General features: G+C 40.0%; 15 protein-coding genes and 1 pseudogene. 3 read left to right on the forward strand and 13 right to left on the reverse strand.

The genetic code is table 11. The features are described 5' to 3' along the window. Nucleotides 1-38: 38 nt before the first annotated feature. From CAP51_RS11560 to bfr, 3 genes are all read left to right on the forward strand, one after another. Nucleotides 39-422 carry a RidA family protein gene (locus CAP51_RS11560; RefSeq protein ID WP_087620917.1) on the forward strand — a complete coding sequence of 128 codons (384 nt, stop codon included), beginning with the start codon at nt 39-41 and terminating at the stop codon, nt 420-422. Nucleotides 423-628: 206 nt separating this feature from the next. Then, entirely contained in the window at nt 629-823 is a 195-nt protein-coding gene (locus CAP51_RS11565; RefSeq protein WP_087620918.1) for a bacterioferritin-associated ferredoxin, read from the forward strand. A 233-nt stretch (nt 824-1,056) separates the two neighbouring features. Next, the gene (bfr, locus tag CAP51_RS11570; RefSeq protein ID WP_087620919.1) at nt 1,057-1,530 is read left to right on the forward strand and encodes a heteropolymeric bacterioferritin subunit Bfr; all 474 of its coding nucleotides are present in this window, start codon (nt 1,057-1,059) and stop codon (nt 1,528-1,530) included. A 77-nt stretch (nt 1,531-1,607) separates the two neighbouring features. On the opposite strand, the gene CAP51_RS11575 is transcribed toward bfr, so the two are convergent. The 13 genes and pseudogenes from CAP51_RS11575 to aroK form a co-directional block, all read right to left on the reverse strand. Further along, nucleotides 1,608-2,153: a Uma2 family endonuclease gene (locus tag CAP51_RS11575; RefSeq protein WP_087620920.1), complete on the reverse strand. Its 546-nt coding sequence runs from the start codon at nt 2,151-2,153 to the stop codon at nt 1,608-1,610. A gap of 75 nt (nt 2,154-2,228) precedes the next feature. After that, nucleotides 2,229-2,948, reverse strand: a complete 720-nt coding sequence (gene tfpZ, locus CAP51_RS11580) for a TfpX/TfpZ family type IV pilin accessory protein (protein WP_087620921.1) — start codon at nt 2,946-2,948, stop codon at nt 2,229-2,231. Nucleotides 2,949-3,242: 294 nt separating this feature from the next. Then, a pseudogene (locus tag CAP51_RS17705) lies at nt 3,243-3,297 on the reverse strand (hypothetical protein); the annotation flags it as partial. Nucleotides 3,298-3,620: 323 nt separating this feature from the next. After that, nucleotides 3,621-4,007 carry a prepilin-type N-terminal cleavage/methylation domain-containing protein gene (locus CAP51_RS11590; protein ID WP_087620923.1) on the reverse strand — a complete coding sequence of 129 codons (387 nt, stop codon included), beginning with the start codon at nt 4,005-4,007 and terminating at the stop codon, nt 3,621-3,623. Nucleotides 4,008-4,452: 445 nt separating this feature from the next. Continuing rightward, complete coding sequence (locus tag CAP51_RS11595; protein ID WP_087620924.1) at nt 4,453-5,013, reverse strand: TPM domain-containing protein; 561 nt, start codon at nt 5,011-5,013, stop codon at nt 4,453-4,455. Continuing rightward, nucleotides 5,007-6,149: a TPM domain-containing protein gene (locus tag CAP51_RS11600; protein ID WP_425426802.1), complete on the reverse strand. Its 1,143-nt coding sequence runs from the start codon at nt 6,147-6,149 to the stop codon at nt 5,007-5,009. The genes CAP51_RS11595 and CAP51_RS11600 overlap by 7 nt, the downstream gene beginning before the upstream one ends. A gap of 42 nt (nt 6,150-6,191) precedes the next feature. Continuing rightward, nucleotides 6,192-6,782, reverse strand: a complete 591-nt coding sequence (locus CAP51_RS11605; protein ID WP_087620925.1) for a LemA family protein — start codon at nt 6,780-6,782, stop codon at nt 6,192-6,194. 148 nt (nt 6,783-6,930) lie between these two features. Beyond that, nucleotides 6,931-7,794 carry a metal-dependent hydrolase gene (locus tag CAP51_RS11610; protein ID WP_087620926.1) on the reverse strand — a complete coding sequence of 288 codons (864 nt, stop codon included), beginning with the start codon at nt 7,792-7,794 and terminating at the stop codon, nt 6,931-6,933. A 184-nt stretch (nt 7,795-7,978) separates the two neighbouring features. Beyond that, on the reverse strand, nt 7,979-9,400 hold the full coding sequence (locus CAP51_RS11615; RefSeq protein ID WP_087620927.1) for a glutamate synthase subunit beta: 1,422 nt from the start codon (nt 9,398-9,400) through the stop codon (nt 7,979-7,981). A 66-nt stretch (nt 9,401-9,466) separates the two neighbouring features. Beyond that, complete coding sequence (gene gltB / locus CAP51_RS11620; protein ID WP_171294786.1) at nt 9,467-13,951, reverse strand: glutamate synthase large subunit; 4,485 nt, start codon at nt 13,949-13,951, stop codon at nt 9,467-9,469. A gap of 415 nt (nt 13,952-14,366) precedes the next feature. Next, nucleotides 14,367-15,236, reverse strand: coding sequence for a hypothetical protein (locus CAP51_RS11625; RefSeq protein WP_087620929.1), 870 nt, complete (start codon nt 15,234-15,236; stop codon nt 14,367-14,369). A gap of 19 nt (nt 15,237-15,255) precedes the next feature. Continuing rightward, entirely contained in the window at nt 15,256-16,341 is a 1,086-nt protein-coding gene (gene aroB, locus CAP51_RS11630; RefSeq protein WP_087620930.1) for a 3-dehydroquinate synthase, read from the reverse strand. 11 nt (nt 16,342-16,352) lie between these two features. Beyond that, nucleotides 16,353-16,904, reverse strand: a complete 552-nt coding sequence (aroK, locus tag CAP51_RS11635; RefSeq protein ID WP_281249277.1) for a shikimate kinase AroK — start codon at nt 16,902-16,904, stop codon at nt 16,353-16,355. Nucleotides 16,905-16,937: the final 33 nt, after the last annotated feature.

Here is a 16,937-nt window from a genome sequence, read left to right on the forward strand (position 1 = left end):
ATTATTTTTTTAATATATCCATGGGAGAACGATTTTTAATGTCTAAACAAGTGATCCATACAGAACATGCACCTGCTGCAATCGGTACTTACTCTCAAGCGATCCTGGTTGAAAATACCCTGTATTTATCCGGACAGATTGGTCTGGACCCGTATAGCATGGAACTTGTTGATGGAATCGAAGCACAAATCCGTCGTGTTTTCGACAATCTCAAGGCAGTATGTCAAGCCGCAGATGCAACATTTGCCGACATTGCCAAACTTAATATCTATCTCACCGATCTCTCACACTTTCAGTTGGTTAATCAGATTATGGGAGAATATTTTGCCCAGCCTTACCCTGCCCGCGCTGCACTAGGTGTTGCCAGCCTACCTAAAGGTGCTTTAGTCGAAATGGATGGCATTGTTTGTATCGAAAAATAATTCCTTAAAAATGAATGATATCCTTCGCTCACAGAAGGATATCATGATTAACCCGCACACCTTCTTATCCCTGCATTCAATTAAAACTCAAATTATCATCTTTTTTTCCAATTAATATTTTCGATATTTCGAATGAAACTTATTGACAAACGATAACAATTATCAATAATATCAATTATCGTATTCACAACATCAGGACTTCCCAGATGTACGTTTGTTTATGCCGTGGAATTACCGACCAAGACATTAAAGACGCAATGCAAAACGGTGCTCAAAGCTACCGTGAAGTGCGCGAAATGTTAGATTTAGGCACCTGCTGCGGACGCTGTGCGCCAGAAGCGAAATCCATTATCTCAGAAGAGCTATCACTCATTGCTGCTAGGATTTCCGTCGCTGCCTAAATTCCTATAACAAGAAATTATTAAAAGCAAGTACTTCTCCTCCCCGCCACGACTCAAGGCGGGTTTCTTTTTCTAAAGTGAGTACTTAAGAATTAATTCATAAATGAATTGCCAACAGACGCTATATTCATTGCTATTCTCATTTGCTGTTCTAAAAATAACTCGCCAAAAAAACTTTAAACTTTTACAATGTTGAAATTATGTAAATTCTTATATTTTTCTGGAGTAGTGCGATGCAAGGTAATAAACAAGTGATTCAACTTTTGAATCAAGTGCTTTATCACGAACTCACAGCCATTAACCAGTATTTTTTACATTCTCGTATGTTCAATGACTGGGGTATCGAGAACTTAGGTGAAGCAGAATATAAAGAATCTATCCGCCAGATGAAACATGCCGATAAAGTCATCGCACGGATTTTGTTTCTAGAAGGTCTGCCTAATTTACAAAATCTAGGTAAACTATATATCGGCCAGCATACGCAGGAAGTGTTGCAATGCGATCGACGTAAAGTTTATGAGAATATGGAGTCTTTAAACAAGGCAATTATTCTGGCTGAGCAAGAAATGGATTATGTCACCCGTGATCTGCTAAAAGGCATTCTGGATAAAGAACAGGAATATACCGACTGGGTGGAAACCCAGCTTGATCTAGTTGGTAAAGTCGGCATTGAAAATTATATCCAAAGCCAGCTTGAAGACGATTAAACAGCGAATAATTTCTAAATTTTAAAAGTCCTTCAATTTATTTGAAGGAATTTTTTATCTCTTAGCACGCATAAAAATTATAATTTAAGCCCATCATAGACATCAGCAACCGCGAGTTTTAAGCCGACAGACTGCAAGATAAAATCTTCGCCCGCTTCATAATAATGCGGTTGCCAGTTGTCCAGCCGGCTTAATACTTCAACCAGCTGCGTATCCTGTTCGATCATCACATATTCCTGCAAGGTCGGAATCTTTTTATATTGCTGGAGTTTAAAGGTTTTATCATAGCTTTTTGTCGATGCAGAAAGTACTTCCACAATCAAAATCGGTGTTTCAACAAAATAAGCATCATTGGCAATCTGGCTACAATCCACTACAACATCGGGATAATAAAAGTTATCTTCAATCCGCACTTTCATATCATTGATATAAGGACGACATGGTTTAGCTTTGAGATGTAAACGAAGATCGGCAAAAATATTTCCAGAAATTAAGTTATGCGCAGAACTTGCACCGACCATAGCAAAAACTTCACCATTGATCAATTCATGCTTGATATTACTATTTAACTCGCCCTGCAAATATTCTTGTTGATTGAGTCTATATTTGTTGGCAAAGACCATATTTTAGCCTCTAGTCATTTTGATTTTTTATACTATAGCATAGCTTTTCTATATTTTTATGTCTGCGAGTTGATCCTAATTCCACGGTCTTAAATCAACAATCTTCACGACATTGCCCTGATCTTTATTAATTAATACCACCATGTCTATAGCAGGGGCAGATAGCCCTAGCCAAGCATTTGCCTGAGGATATTTCTTAAGTATTTTTCCCACAAGTTGCTGATCATTATATTTTTCAAGTAATTCCACTGGAAATGCACTTGTTTGTAATCTTAATTTGGCATTAGAAATATTTGTATAATACATTGGATGATCTAATGCAATCGTATTTTTAGGTACTGGATTAATTAAAAACTGCTTTGGTAAAGCATTTAAAGCAACAAATTGTGGACCAAACCATGATGGATGTTGAAATTCAGGATTAGCCTGCTCAATATTGCTCATTTCAATATCACTATTTTTTATAATATTAAATGTCAAAGAATCATAGACAATCCATGCTGGACGCCCCTGTGCAATGGTATAAAAACCATAAGAAAAAGCACAAATTTGTAGAATAATGACCGTTGCCAAATCCATTTTTAAGTTTTTTTTACCTTCTTTATAGACTAGCAATCCGAAAAGAGGACCTACAATGACATCAATAATAATAAGCATAAAAAATAAATGCGTTACGCCTAATGCTTTTGCCAATGGTGATGGATACCAAAAGAGGAAAACGATACATATTGCAATAAGAGCAATAATTGCTGAAATTGTTAAATGACCAATAAAAAATTTAAAACGTTTAGACATTCTGTAATTTGTCCTTTAACAGCTGAACTCTTCAATCCACAATACACTGAACACTACCACTTATAAGGTCACATTCTATCGTAACATCATTATAATTTTTCACTTTTGCGACAATTTTTTGTGCATTTCCATTTGTCCAAGTTGATGCATCTGTAACTGATACACATGAATTCAATGATGATTTTGGTAAACTAATAGATGAAGCCAAGTCAGATAAACTGATATATACAATGTTACTATATGTTCTGACCTCATAAAAACAAGCATTTACTGCCGACTTTTTTACTACTGCTAAATATAAAGGTATAGCAATTAAAGCTAATATTCCAATAATAGATATGACAATCATAATTTCAATTAAAGTAAACCTTTTTGCATATTCTTCCTTCTTATATTTATATTCTAAATAAATTAATACTTATTATATAGATAATACTTATTAACACAAAAATATAATATACTTTATTAATTACACTCTTCATCTAAAAACCCATGCAATTATATGATCTTATGAAAATCCCATGAAAATAAAAATTTCCGTTAATTCTTTAAATATTATTAAGGTACTTATTTTTATAATATTTAATTAGTAAAAATTAATTTTTCCATTTTTATATAAAAACACACCTTCTAAAAGGTGCGTTTTTAAAATTAGAAGTAAAATAATAAAAATTATTTAAGCTCACAAGTACCAGTTTTAGCATTACATTCTGTATCTTTCACATCGCTTGATGAACCACGTTGTAAAGGATTGAATGTTAATGTAGCCGTTGTATCAGCATCAAACACTTTACCTTTTTCAAGCACTCCAACTGATGTTTTTGTACCAGCACCATCTGAATCACAAGCAGCCGGAGCATAAGTATTGACTAACTCACCTTCAGAAGCTTGTTCTGCAATCGCAGCATTTACTGCTGATTTTGCTTCGCCTAAACATGCATTATTTGCAGATTTTTGCACATAAGTTTGATATGCAGGCAAAGCAATTGCTGCCAAAATACCAATAATCGCAACAACAATCATCAATTCAATTAAGGTAAAACCCTTTTGAGCATTCATAAATTTCTCCTCGAAATTTGTTTAAGATTTGTTTGCTTTATTTCGCTTAATCTATTTATAGCATAAGCTATGCCAACTTTATGGCATAAAATTTTTATATTAAAAACAAATAATTAAGAAATATTAAAACTAAGATTTTAGATTTATGAGCTTTTTATGTGTTTACAATCGTTACAAAATGACAATATTTGTCAATTAATAGCAGAAATATTAAGTATCGTATTTCGATCAAAAATTCACTGCTTTAAAGCAATTTATAATGAAATGTATTCTATTTTTTTGTTTTTATTTTAGATCGAGATGTTGAATCAAGCGTGCCAGATCATTCGCTGAAAGTTGCCCAATATATCTTAAAATAAATGAATAGATTACTCAGCAATAACACTGTATCTGCTCAAATTAGGCAGTCATGAAAATTTCTATCTGATTTAAAACAACATAGAAACTAAATCAACCGTGGTCGATTCGATAATTCATTACCTTCGGGATCATGGGTATTATTGCCATAATACTGGCTAAACAATTGCCCTAATTGTTCAATAGCGACACATAGCCCATCACCGAACTGCTGTGCTTTAAATAACGGTAACATACTCTGGCAAATCTCCTGCCAGCAAGTTTCATGTACAGCACCATCTATGCCTCGGTCTGCAACAATCTCCACCGCATGTTCACATAGATTTAAATAGATCAGAACCCCACTATTGAATTGGGTATCCCACACCCGGTATTTGGCAAATAAATATTCTGCACGTTGCTGAGTGGTATGTTGCAAGGCAAAATGACTAGGCAAGCTGCCCTCAACAATCACCTGTATTTCACCGCGATGGCCATTTTCTGCCTGAGCAATAGTTTCGGCAATCTTGTCACAGTCATCGGTATTTAAAGCATGTTTGGCAGATTTAAAATACAAAACATGTTTCAACCAACGCTTTAAGCTGGGTTTACTCGTTACATCGATGTGTTTGGTGCTAATCACCGTTTGCGTTTCGATTTGCTTTACCATGAACCTGATGCTCCTCCACCGCCAAAGCCGCCTCCGCCGCCACGATAACCACCGCCGCCTCCAAAGCCACCACCACCGCCTCGTCCACCACCAGAACTGGCAAAAATCTGGAATAGCAGTTGTGCCAGCGAACTAATTACTAGGAAGAATAAACCTCCACCGAGTAATAAACTCATGCCAAGTCCCAGTCCACTTAACATGCCCAGTGCCGTACCTGCAACGCCTGCACCCAATGCAGAAATTTTGCGTCCAATCACTGCCGATAAAACCACTGCAATCACCAGAATAACAATGGAAATACCCAATGCACTTTGCATGCCTTGTTGTTTTTGGTGGGCAGCAGCTTGCTGTTCTTTTAAACTTTCCGCTGCCTGACGGGCAACATCGGGATCCTGACTTAAAATACGATTGATTTCTTCCAGTCCAGCCTGTAAACCTTGTGCATATTGTCCCTGTTTAAAATACGGCGTGATTTGATTCTGGATAATACGGTGGGTCATGATGTCAGGCAGCACACCTTCCAGTCCATAACCGGTTAAAATCTGAATACGACGATCATTGACTGCAACCACAATCAATAGACCATTGTCATGCTTGGCTGTTCCGAGTTGCCATTTCTCGGCAATACGCATGGAATAACTAAAAATATCTTCCTGTCCGGTACTCGGGACTATCACCATACCGATTTGCGCTTTGCCCGAGTCATAGATCTGACGGATATATTGACTTAAGCTCTGATTTTGTTCAGCTGTCAGTAAATTTGCCTGATCAATAATCGGTTGATTGAGCTGTGGAATATCACGTTGTACTAGATTTTCATCGGTGTTATCAGCCGATGTCGGTGCTTGGGCTGTTGCGGTGGTGGTTGATTGAGCTGTACTATTTTGACTCACCGAATTTTGTGTACTTTGCTGTTGCGTGTTCTGCTTTTGATTATTAATGATTTTATTGAGTACAACTGCTTCCGCACTATCATCAGATGCAGTTGCAGTCGCTGTTTCGGCAGAGGCAGATGCGCTAAAGACAGATGTGCAAAGCAGACAAAAACACAGGGCAAAACCTACAAATCCCCGCACCATCCAGTGCATCAATGTGTCTATATGCTTATCCGCAGTTATATCCAGCTTAGTTAACATGCCTCAACCTTATTTTATGATCAACAATGAATGAGATGATGATCAGTTAAAACTCACAGTAGGTGCTTTTTCCGCACCGGTTTCTGCACTAAAGTTCGGTTTGGTTTTCATGCCAATGACTTTTGCCGTCATTACTTGAGGGAATTGACGTGCGTAGCTGTTGTAATCCTGTACGGTGGTAATATAACGATTGCGGGCAACGGCAATACGGTTTTCTGTGCCTTCAAGCTGGACCTGTAATTCTTGGAACTGTTGATTGGCTTTTAAATCCGGATAATTTTCCGATACCGCAATCAAACGTGATAATGCACCGGTTAACTGGCTTTGCGCTTCCTGATATTTTTTAAACAGTTCAGGATCTTCCAATACTTCCTTATCGACTTTCAAGCCTGCAACATTGGAACGTGCCTGTGTGACTTCGGTAAGTACACTTTCTTCGTGTGCCGCAGAACCTTTTACTACATTGACCAGATTAGGCACCAGATCGGCACGGCGCTGGTATTGGTTTTCGACTTCCGACCATGCAGCAGTCACTGCTTCGTCTTTAACTTGCAAAGTGTTATAACCGCAACCAGTTAAATTAAGTGTCAGCACAACGGTTGCTGTTAATAATGTTTTTTTCAATAATTTCATTCTACTCACCCAAATATAGCATTTAGCCTATTGTATTGATTTACATTCTACGCAATTATTATCACGATTTTATGTCTTTTTGTATAAAATAATGCGTTAACTCTTGTTCATCGAAACTACACATTTGTTAAATTACGGAAGATCCGTTTTAAGCAAAGCCGGTCATCTGATAATCATTTGCCAGTTTATTTTTCCAATATTCCACTTCGCGGCTGTAGTCAATTTCGGCAGGGTTAAAATCATTTTTATAGTAAGCCAGATATTCCGGCAATAATTGTATAAACATTTTTGCAAGCAAATACAGGCCAAATACATTACCGCCAATTTTCACCACACTGTCTTTTCTATCCTGTATAAATAAACGTGACGTTGCATAAAATGTCAAACTAATAAAGCCTGTTGTGACGGTACGCATGACTTTTTTACGCAATTTATGATTGCCATATACTGCCTGATAAGTATTGTAAGCCACTGCCCGATGTTCTATTTCCTCAAGCGCATGCCATACCCATAACTTGATTGCATCCTCATCAAGTGTTTGTAAAACTTCTGGATGTTTTAAAATATAACCGCCCAGTAATGCAGTAAAATGCTCATACGCACAGGTTACAGCTAACTGAACACTATAAGGCAATTCACGTACTTTTTGATCCTGCCGCACAAGCCATGCCTGAAAACGATCCAGCTGGTAATCATCTTTGCGCCATGAGTCGTTAAACTCTGCATGAGCTTTGGAATGCATCGCCTCCTGACCGATAAAAGCAGCAATATCTGCCTGCAATTGTTCATCATCCACACGATCCCGTACATTACGTACGCTATGCACAAAAAATTGTTCACCAATTGGAAAAGTAGAAGACAGTGCAGTCAACATATGTGACATCACTGGAGAGTTGGCAAAATAATACCGAGTAATTGCCCTTGGATTAAACTGTGGTCGACGTACCGTAATACCGAATGCTTTCGGGCGATTTAAATAATTTTTTCCTGTTGCCGCTGCTGCAAAAGCCATCGCTTATATCTCATCATGAAATCTCACCCATGATTATTGTTTAATGTTCAAGGATAAACTATGGCGAAAATATGCACATATTGGCAAAAATGCTCAACTGAAAAAATAATGATTTATTTCAAAAGCAATAAAAAAGCCCATAATTCTAAAACTATGGGCTTTACACAATTAATTAAATTTCAGTTTACACATCAAGATAATCTAAAATTCCTTCGGCAGCTTTACGTCCTTCCCAGATCGCTGTTACGACCAAGTCCGAACCACGAACCATGTCACCACCGGCAAAGATTTTTGGATTAGATGTCTGGAACATAAATTCCTGTTCTTCTGGTGCTACAACACGACCTGAACCATCCAGACCAATGTTTACATCAGTAAACCAATCGGCCGGACTCGGACGAAAACCAAATGCCAGTAATACTGCATCTGCGGGTAAAATTTCTTCTGAGCCGGGAATTGGTTCAGGACTGCGACGACCACGGCTATCTGCTTCACCCAATTGTGTGGTTACTACTTTTACACCAGTGACTTTACCATTTTCACCGACCACTTCAATCGGTTGACGGTTAAACAGGAATTCCACACCCTCTTCACGGGCATTGTTCACTTCACGACGTGAACCTGGCATATTGGCTTCGTCACGACGATAAGCACAAGTCACTGATGCTGCATCTTGACGAATTGAAGTACGGTTACAGTCCATGGCAGTATCACCACCACCAAGCACAATCACCTTCTTGCCTTCCATGCTGATGTATTCACTTGGATCCTTTTCCCAGTTTTGGCAACGATTGACGTTGGCAATCAGGAAATCCAGTGCATCATAGACACCATCAAGCTCTTCACCAGGGAAACCACCTTTCATATAGGTGTAAGTACCCATGCCCATAAACACAGCATCATATTCTGCAAGCAATTGATCAATGGTGACATCTTTGCCGATTTCGGTATTTAAACGGAATTCCATACCCATTTCGGTAAAGATTTCACGACGACGTTTCATCACGTCTTTTTCCATTTTAAATTCGGGAATACCAAAGGTCAGCAAACCACCAATTTCCGGACGTTTGTCAAAAATGACCGGTTTTACACCATTACGTACCAGAATATCCGCACAGCCCAAACCAGCAGGACCAGCACCAATCACCGCAACTTTTTTGTCGGTCCATTTAACGGCAGACATGTCTGGACGCCAGCCCAGTGCAAACGCAGTATCATTGATATATTTTTCGGCATTACCAATGGTGACTGCACCAAATCCGTCATTTAAGGTACAGGCGCCTTCACACAAACGGTCTTGTGGACAAACACGACCACAAACTTCTGGTAAAGTGTTGGTTTGATGACAAAGTTCCGCAGCACGAAAGATCTGACCTTCTGCAATTAACTTTAGCCAGTTTGGAATATAGTTATGTACAGGACATTTCCATTCACAATATGGGTTACCACAGCCTAAACAGCGATGTGTCTGATTGGTGGCCACATCCGCAGTAAATGGCTTATAAATTTCCACAAAATCTGCTTTGCGGACAGTAATATCTTTTTTCTCTGGATCTTGACGTGGAACATCCAGAAACTGAAAGTCATTATTAAGGCGTTGTGCCATGTGTCTCTCCGTGGGTAAGTGCGTACTCTTTTGAGTTACGCACCTGCCTATGTCAATGCAGTTAGATTATTGTGGATCAGCTTGAGTCGTTTTAAGCAAAGTCAGTAAATTTGCAGCTTTTGGTTTGACTAACCAGAATTTACGGCTGTAATAATCAAACTCGTTACGGATTTTGTAGGCCCATGCACTACCTGTTTCCTGGATGTGCTCATCGAGAATTTTCATCAGGAATTGCTGGTGTTCTTCCATAGACTCGGTTGAAATACGGGTTAAATCAATCAGTTCGTGATTATAATAATCGACGAAGTCATTGTCCAAGTCTAATACATAAGCAAAACCACCTGTCATCCCTGCACCGAAGTTATGACCAACTTTACCCAGTACAGTCACAATACCACCAGTCATATATTCACAGCAGTGATCACCTGCACCTTCAATTACAGCAAATGCACCAGAGTTACGTACTGCAAAACGCTCGCCTGCTGTACCAGCTGCAAACAACTTACCGCCAGTTGCGCCATACATACAGGTATTACCCACAATCGCAGTATTTTGAGTCTGGAATGGTGAACCTTTTGGTGGGAAGATTGAAATACGCCCACCAGCCATGCCTTTACCAACATAATCGTTGGCATCACCTTCGAGTTTGATATGCAGACCACCGGCATTCCATACGCCCAGTGACTGACCAGCAGTACCCTCAAGTTTTAAGGTAACAGGAGAACTTTCCATGCTCAAATTGCCATAACGACGGGCAATTTCACCGGATAAACGGGCACCAATCGAACGGTCACAGTTGCCCACACGATAATAGAACTCGCCACCTGTGCCATTTTCAATGGCAGGTAACATGTCTTTAACCATACGTTCTGCAAGTAAACCTTTGTCGTGTGGTTCGTTGCCCTGTACCTGACAGTATTGTGCCTTGCCTTCTGCCGAAGGATGAGATTGCAATAATGGCAGTAAATTCAGATGCGCCTGTTTGGATGTTTCACCTGGTAGCACATCAAGCAGGTCCACACGACCAATCAAATCCTTGAGTGATGCTACACCGAGCGCAGCCAGCCATTCACGGGTTTCTTCGGCAATAAAGCGGAAGAAATTGATCAGCATTTCCGGCTCGCCAATATAGTGTTCATGACGTAAATGATCTTGTTGTGTTGCCACACCGGTTGCACAGTTATTTAAATGACAAATACGCAGGTATTTACAACCGAGTGCAATCATTGGGGTTGAACCGAAACCAAAACTTTCTGCACCTAAAATGGCTGCTTTTACCACATCTAAACCAGTTTTCAAGCCACCATCGGTTTGTACCCGAACTTTACCACGCAAATCATTGACACGTAGTGCCTGATGCGCTTCTGACAGACCCAATTCCCATGGCGAACCGGCATGATGAATTGAAGACAGTGGTGATGCCGCAGTACCACCATCATAACCAGAGATCGTAATAAAATCGGCATAAGCTTTGGCAACACCAGCAGCAATAGTTCCCACACCCGGTTCAGATACCAGTTTCACCGACACCATAGCTTGTGGATTGACCTGTTTTAAGTCAAAGATCAATTGTGATAAATCTTCAATTGAATAAATATCATGGTGTGGTGGTGGAGAAATCAGGGTCACACCCGGTACAGAATAGCGTAAACGTGCAATCAGGCTATTGACCTTACCACCCGGTAACTGACCGCCTTCACCCGGTTTTGCGCCTTGTGCTACTTTAATCTGCAACACTTCCGCAGAAGTCAGATATGCAGGTGTCACACCAAAACGACCTGATGCAATCTGCTTAATTTTTGAGTTACGAATCGTGCCATAACGTGCAGGGTCTTCACCACCCTCACCGGAATTTGAACGACCACCAATCGTATTCATAGCAATCGCTATTGATTCATGTGCTTCTGGTGACAATGCACCCAATGACATCCCAGCAGAGTCAAAGCGTGGCAAAATATCTTCAATGGCTTCGACCTGACTAATATCAATAGAATTGTCAGTTTTAAGCGTTAATAAATCACGAATGGTTGCCACCGGACGGTGATTTACCAATTCAGCATATGCTTTAAAATCTTCATATTTGCCAGAACGAACCGCCTTATGCAAGGTATTGATCACATCTGGATTAAACGCATGATATTCCTTGCCAAAGACAAATTTCAGCATACCACCTTGATCAATTGGCTTACGTGCTTTCCACGCCAAATCTGCCAATTTTTTCTGATCATTTTCTAGATCTTCAAAAGTTGCACCTTCAATACGGCTTGGTACACCAATAAAACACTTATCCACAACAGCTTTGGACAAACCAACGGCTTCAAACAATTGTCCGCCACGATAAGATGCAACGGTAGAAATACCCATTTTTGATAAAACTTTTAATAAGCCTTTATCAATACCTTTACGGAAATTGGCCTGAGAATGAATTGGATCACCCAGCAATTCGCCTTTGGCAACCAGATCATTAATCACATCATAAGCCAGATATGGATAAATCGCTGTTGCACCAAAACCAAGTAATACGGCAAATTGATGCGGATCACGCGCAATACCAGTTTCAACAATGATATTGGCATCGGTACGCAGACCTACATCAATTAAATGATGGTGTACTGCGCCTGTGACCATTAATGCATTGGCTGGTAAATAACCTTCACGAATATTTTTATCGGAAAGAATAATCAGGGTTTTGCCATCACGAATCGCCTGAGCAGATTCTTCACAAATACGCTGAACTGCGGCTTCTAATCCTTCTGCTTCAGGATAGTTCAAATCAATTTCTACATTTTCGTAGCCTTTACGCTCGACATGACGAATTTGATACATTTTTGAATTGGACAGTACCGGACTGGAAACGATTAGACGTTCCGCATGATCAGGTCCTTGCTCAAACACATTCTGTTCACGGCCAAAACAAGTTTCCAGTGACATCACAATAGATTCACGTAGTGGATCGATTGGTGGGTTTGTCACCTGTGCAAACTGCTGACGGAAATAGTCGGACACATGACGTACCTGACGTGATAAGACTGCCATTGGCGTATCATCACCCATCGAACCAACTGCTTCCTGTCCACTTTCGGCAATTGGACGCAACATTTGATCACGTTCCTCAAATGTCACCATAAACATTTTTTGTGCAGCTTTTAAGGCATCGCCAGTCAGACCTTTTTCGGCCAGATTTTCTTCCAGCTGCATATCTGCTTGAAGCTTGACTGAACGATCACGCAACCATTCACGATAAGGACGCATTTTTTTCAAATGGTTGCTAACATCTTTGGTATCTAATAATTTACCAGTGTAGGTATCAATAACCAAAATTTGTCCCGGACCAACACGACCTTTAGAGACCACATCTTCTGGTTCATAACCCCATACGCCAATTTCAGAAGCAAGCGTAATATAACCATTTTTGGTAATTACCCAGCGTGCAGGACGCAAGCCATTACGGTCCAGCATACAGATGGCATGACGACCATCTTGTACTACGAGACCGGCAGGACCATCCCATGCTTCCATATGTTTGGAGTTAAATTCATAGAATGCACGTAAGTCCGCATCCAGTGTTTCCACATTTTGCCAGGCTGGTGGTACCAGCATACGTAAGGCACGGAACAAATCCATACCACCGCCGACCAAAATTTCCAGCATATTATCCAAGCTGGAAGAATCCGAACCTGTACGGTTCACCAATGGTTTAAGGTCCAATAAGCCCGGCAATAATGGGTTTTCAAATTTAGGGGTACGTGCCACAGACCAGTTACGGTTTGCAGTAATAGTATTAATCTCACCATTATGTGCCAGATAGCGGAATGGCTGTGCCAAAGGCCAACGTGGCAAAGTATTGGTAGAGAACCGTTGATGGAATACCACAATATGTGATTCCAGACGTTCATCAGCCAGATCAGTATAAAAATCAGCAATCGCTTCCGGCATCATCAAACCTTTATAGCTGATGACAGTAGAAGTCAAAGTTGTCACATAGAATAATGGATCGTTTTGCAACTGCTGTTCTGCACGACGACGTGCCAGAAATAATTTACGGTTAAATTCAACTTCGGTGATGCCCTCTGGACAATTAACCAAAATCTGTTCAAATGCTGGCAAAGAACGTAAGGCAATTTCACCTAGAATATCTACATTAATCGGTACTTTACGCCATGTTGCAACTGTTAAGCCTTCCGCTTCAATTTCTTTATTTAGAATTGTTTTGGCATTCGCAGCAAGTGCAGGATCAAGATTTAAAAATACTGTACCGACAGCAAAAATGTCAGTCAAAGTTACATTTAATTTTTCTGCTTCTGCACGAAAGAACTGTTTTGGCATCGCCAATAACAGACCACAACCATCGCCTGTCTTTCCATCTGCTGCAATACCACCACGGTGCGTCATACAGCTCAAACTATGAATGGCTGTTTTGACCAAATGGTGACTTTGTGTCCCTTGCATATGTGCAATTAAACCAAAACCACAGTTGTCTTTAAATTCATGCGGCTGATACAAACCCTGATTTGGCTGTTCAGTGGGAGCTACAGTATTGAGCGATGGCATGTGCATAGCGTACCCTTCTATTCCAATGATGACCTTTTTAACAGTCAAATTAAATCAAGCAAAGCACAGACTTTAAATGATGATGGTCAAATAAAACTGCGATTGTAGGTGTAGTTTAACCCCAAACAGTAAACTTCACACAATGTTTATTTGATTAAAAAATGCACTAAATTTGTACATTTCTGACCATCTTTTCCTTTTTTAATGCAAATTTCATGCAAAATAAAGAAATTAAGTCCATTAAACTTTCTCCTTAAAGCAAAAAACATGCCATTAACATCAAGTTTTATTCAGTTGATTTTTAACATTATTTTTATAAGGTAAAATCATTTCGCACCACATTTGTCACAATAATTGCACCAACACAATGCATCCATAAATTTACAATTAAATATGATCCATTTTGGTGCAAAAATTAAAATGGATCGATTACTTGTGGTTCAGTTTGTGTTTGTTTTGCAGCAGGCGCAGCTTTTGGCTCAGAATTTGGCTTAATTTCTTCACTTTTTGGTGCGACTGATGAGTTTTCCACATGTGTACTTTTTATCTCACCATGTTCATCTTTGCGCTGAATTGTCGTGGTTGTTCCCGCCATATTTGCTGCATTGCTTTCAGCAGGTTTAATCGACAAGTCTACCATTTTCGGCAAAGCCGCTTTACTTAAGACCACAGACTTCAAAGCTACCCCCGAAGATAGCTCATCACTCCCCATATCATTGACCAAGGCAGTATATATAGACATCTTTTCAGGCAGAATTTTTATACTGTCAGGTAACCCAAAATCAATCTTTTGGGAGGCGTCCATCGCCTGTTGCACATTTTGATATGTCCCATAAATCAAGACAAATTGTTCTGGATTTTTACCATCACTCAAGCGCAGATAATTAAAATTTTTACGGTCATCACGTTTGGCCAGATAGGAGCGAATAATATCCTCCTCAGTGACTTTCATGATCTGTAAGGTCCAGAGTTTATTATGCTCACTGACAAACTTGGCACCCCGAAATTCAGGTTCATGATTTCCCTGAACAACTGTGCGCTGTGATAAATCAATCGCAGGCACTTCTGTACTAAACGCCCCCAACGCCTGATTAAAGGTTACTTTTTGTGTTTGTACCGGACGTAATGCTGCCTGTTGTGTTTCTTCTTCGAGCGGCACTTCCTCTACCGCCGAAACTTTAAACTGCAAAATCCAGATGACAAAGGCCACCGCAAAGCATCCCACACCCAAAGCAATCCATGTCGAGTTTTTAATAAGTTGCCATGTTTGTTTAGGTGTAAGCATTTAGACCTCTATCTAAAATTTATGCAGGAAGCTGATTGGAAGTAATTGATTCTATCAAGGCATCCTGTGTAAATTCATTATGAATCACTGCTTGACCCAGATTTTTCAGTAGAATCAAACGCAACTGACCATTCAGAACTTTTTTATCATGTGCCATATAACCCAAAAACTGTTCAACAGGAATATATGGACAGGTCACGGGTAAGTTCGCCTGCGCTAAAATATGTTTCACCCGAACTACATCCTGAGTGTTTAACCAGCCCAATTGTTCAGACAGTGTTGCCGCCATGACCATACCGGTTGCTACAGCTTCGCCGTGTAACCATACGCCATAGCCCAGATAAGATTCTATCGCATGGCCAAAGGTATGCCCAAGATTAAGCAGAGCACGCTCGCCTTTCTCGGTTTCATCATTGGCAACAATTCTGGCTTTATGCGCACAGCAGCGATATACTGCCTCAGCCAGTAATGCCGGATCACGCTGCATCAGTGCTGGCATATTTTGTTCTAGCCAGAGCAGAAAATCAGCATCACATAACAAGGCATATTTAATCACTTCTGCCATACCCGCTGATAATTCACGTTCAGGCAAAGTCTCCAAGACGCGCATATCTGCAATCACAGCTTCAGGTTGTTTAAATGCACCAATCATATTTTTGCCTAATGGATGATTGATACCGGTTTTACCACCAACGCTCGAATCCACTTGCGACAACAAAGTGGTTGGAATTTGAATAAAGTTTACACCACGCTGGAACGATGCCGCGGCATAACCTGCCATATCACCAATTACACCACCACCCAGTGCAACCACAGTACAGTCACGATTAAAACCAGCTTCTAATAGCGCATCAAAAATTAAATGGAGCTGTTCAAAATTTTTGTATTTTTCACCATCCGGCAAAATACATACTGCAATTTTTTTACCTAATTTCTCAAACTGCGCCTGATAATAGGACAAATACAATGCTGCAACGGTCGTATTTGTAACAATCATCACCTGTTGCCCGGAAATATAAGGTGCCAACAGTTCTGCACTATCAAGAGACTGACCAATAAAAATCGGGTAACGGCGCGTTCCCAATTCGACATATAAAGTTTGCATAGCAGTAGTATTCATAAATTTGATGTTATCGGTTTTTCACGAATCAATTGTAGTATTTTTTGTGCCAAATCACGAGCAGAACCGTGATTGGTTTCCACAATAAAATGCGCAACATCACGATACAGCGGATCCCGGATCTCCAACAAATCCCGTAATTTTTTTTCTGGATTTTCCACTTGCAATAAAGGCCGATTGCGATCCCGGCTAGTTCGCATCAATTGAATTTCAACGGGTGTATATAGATATACGACAACACCACGGGTATGAAGATTTTGTCGATTTTCATGTTGTGTAACTGCACCACCACCGGTAGCAAGTACAATATTTTTTAAATTGGTTAAATCATGAATAACCGCTTTTTCCCGAATACGAAACCCCGTTTCCCCTTCTTTTTCAAAAATCCAAGGAATACTTGCACCTGTGCGTGATTCAATTTCATGATCACTATCGATAAATTGACGATTGAGTAATTCTGCCAGATATCGTCCTACAGTTGTTTTACCTGCACCCATTGGACCCACCAAATAGATATTCGGTAGATCCAGGCGATGATTATGGCTAATCAAGTGCCACCTATGTCAACAAATTGTTCATTT

Source organism: Acinetobacter populi (assembly GCF_002174125.1).
Taxonomy (GTDB): domain Bacteria; phylum Pseudomonadota; class Gammaproteobacteria; order Pseudomonadales; family Moraxellaceae; genus Acinetobacter; species Acinetobacter populi.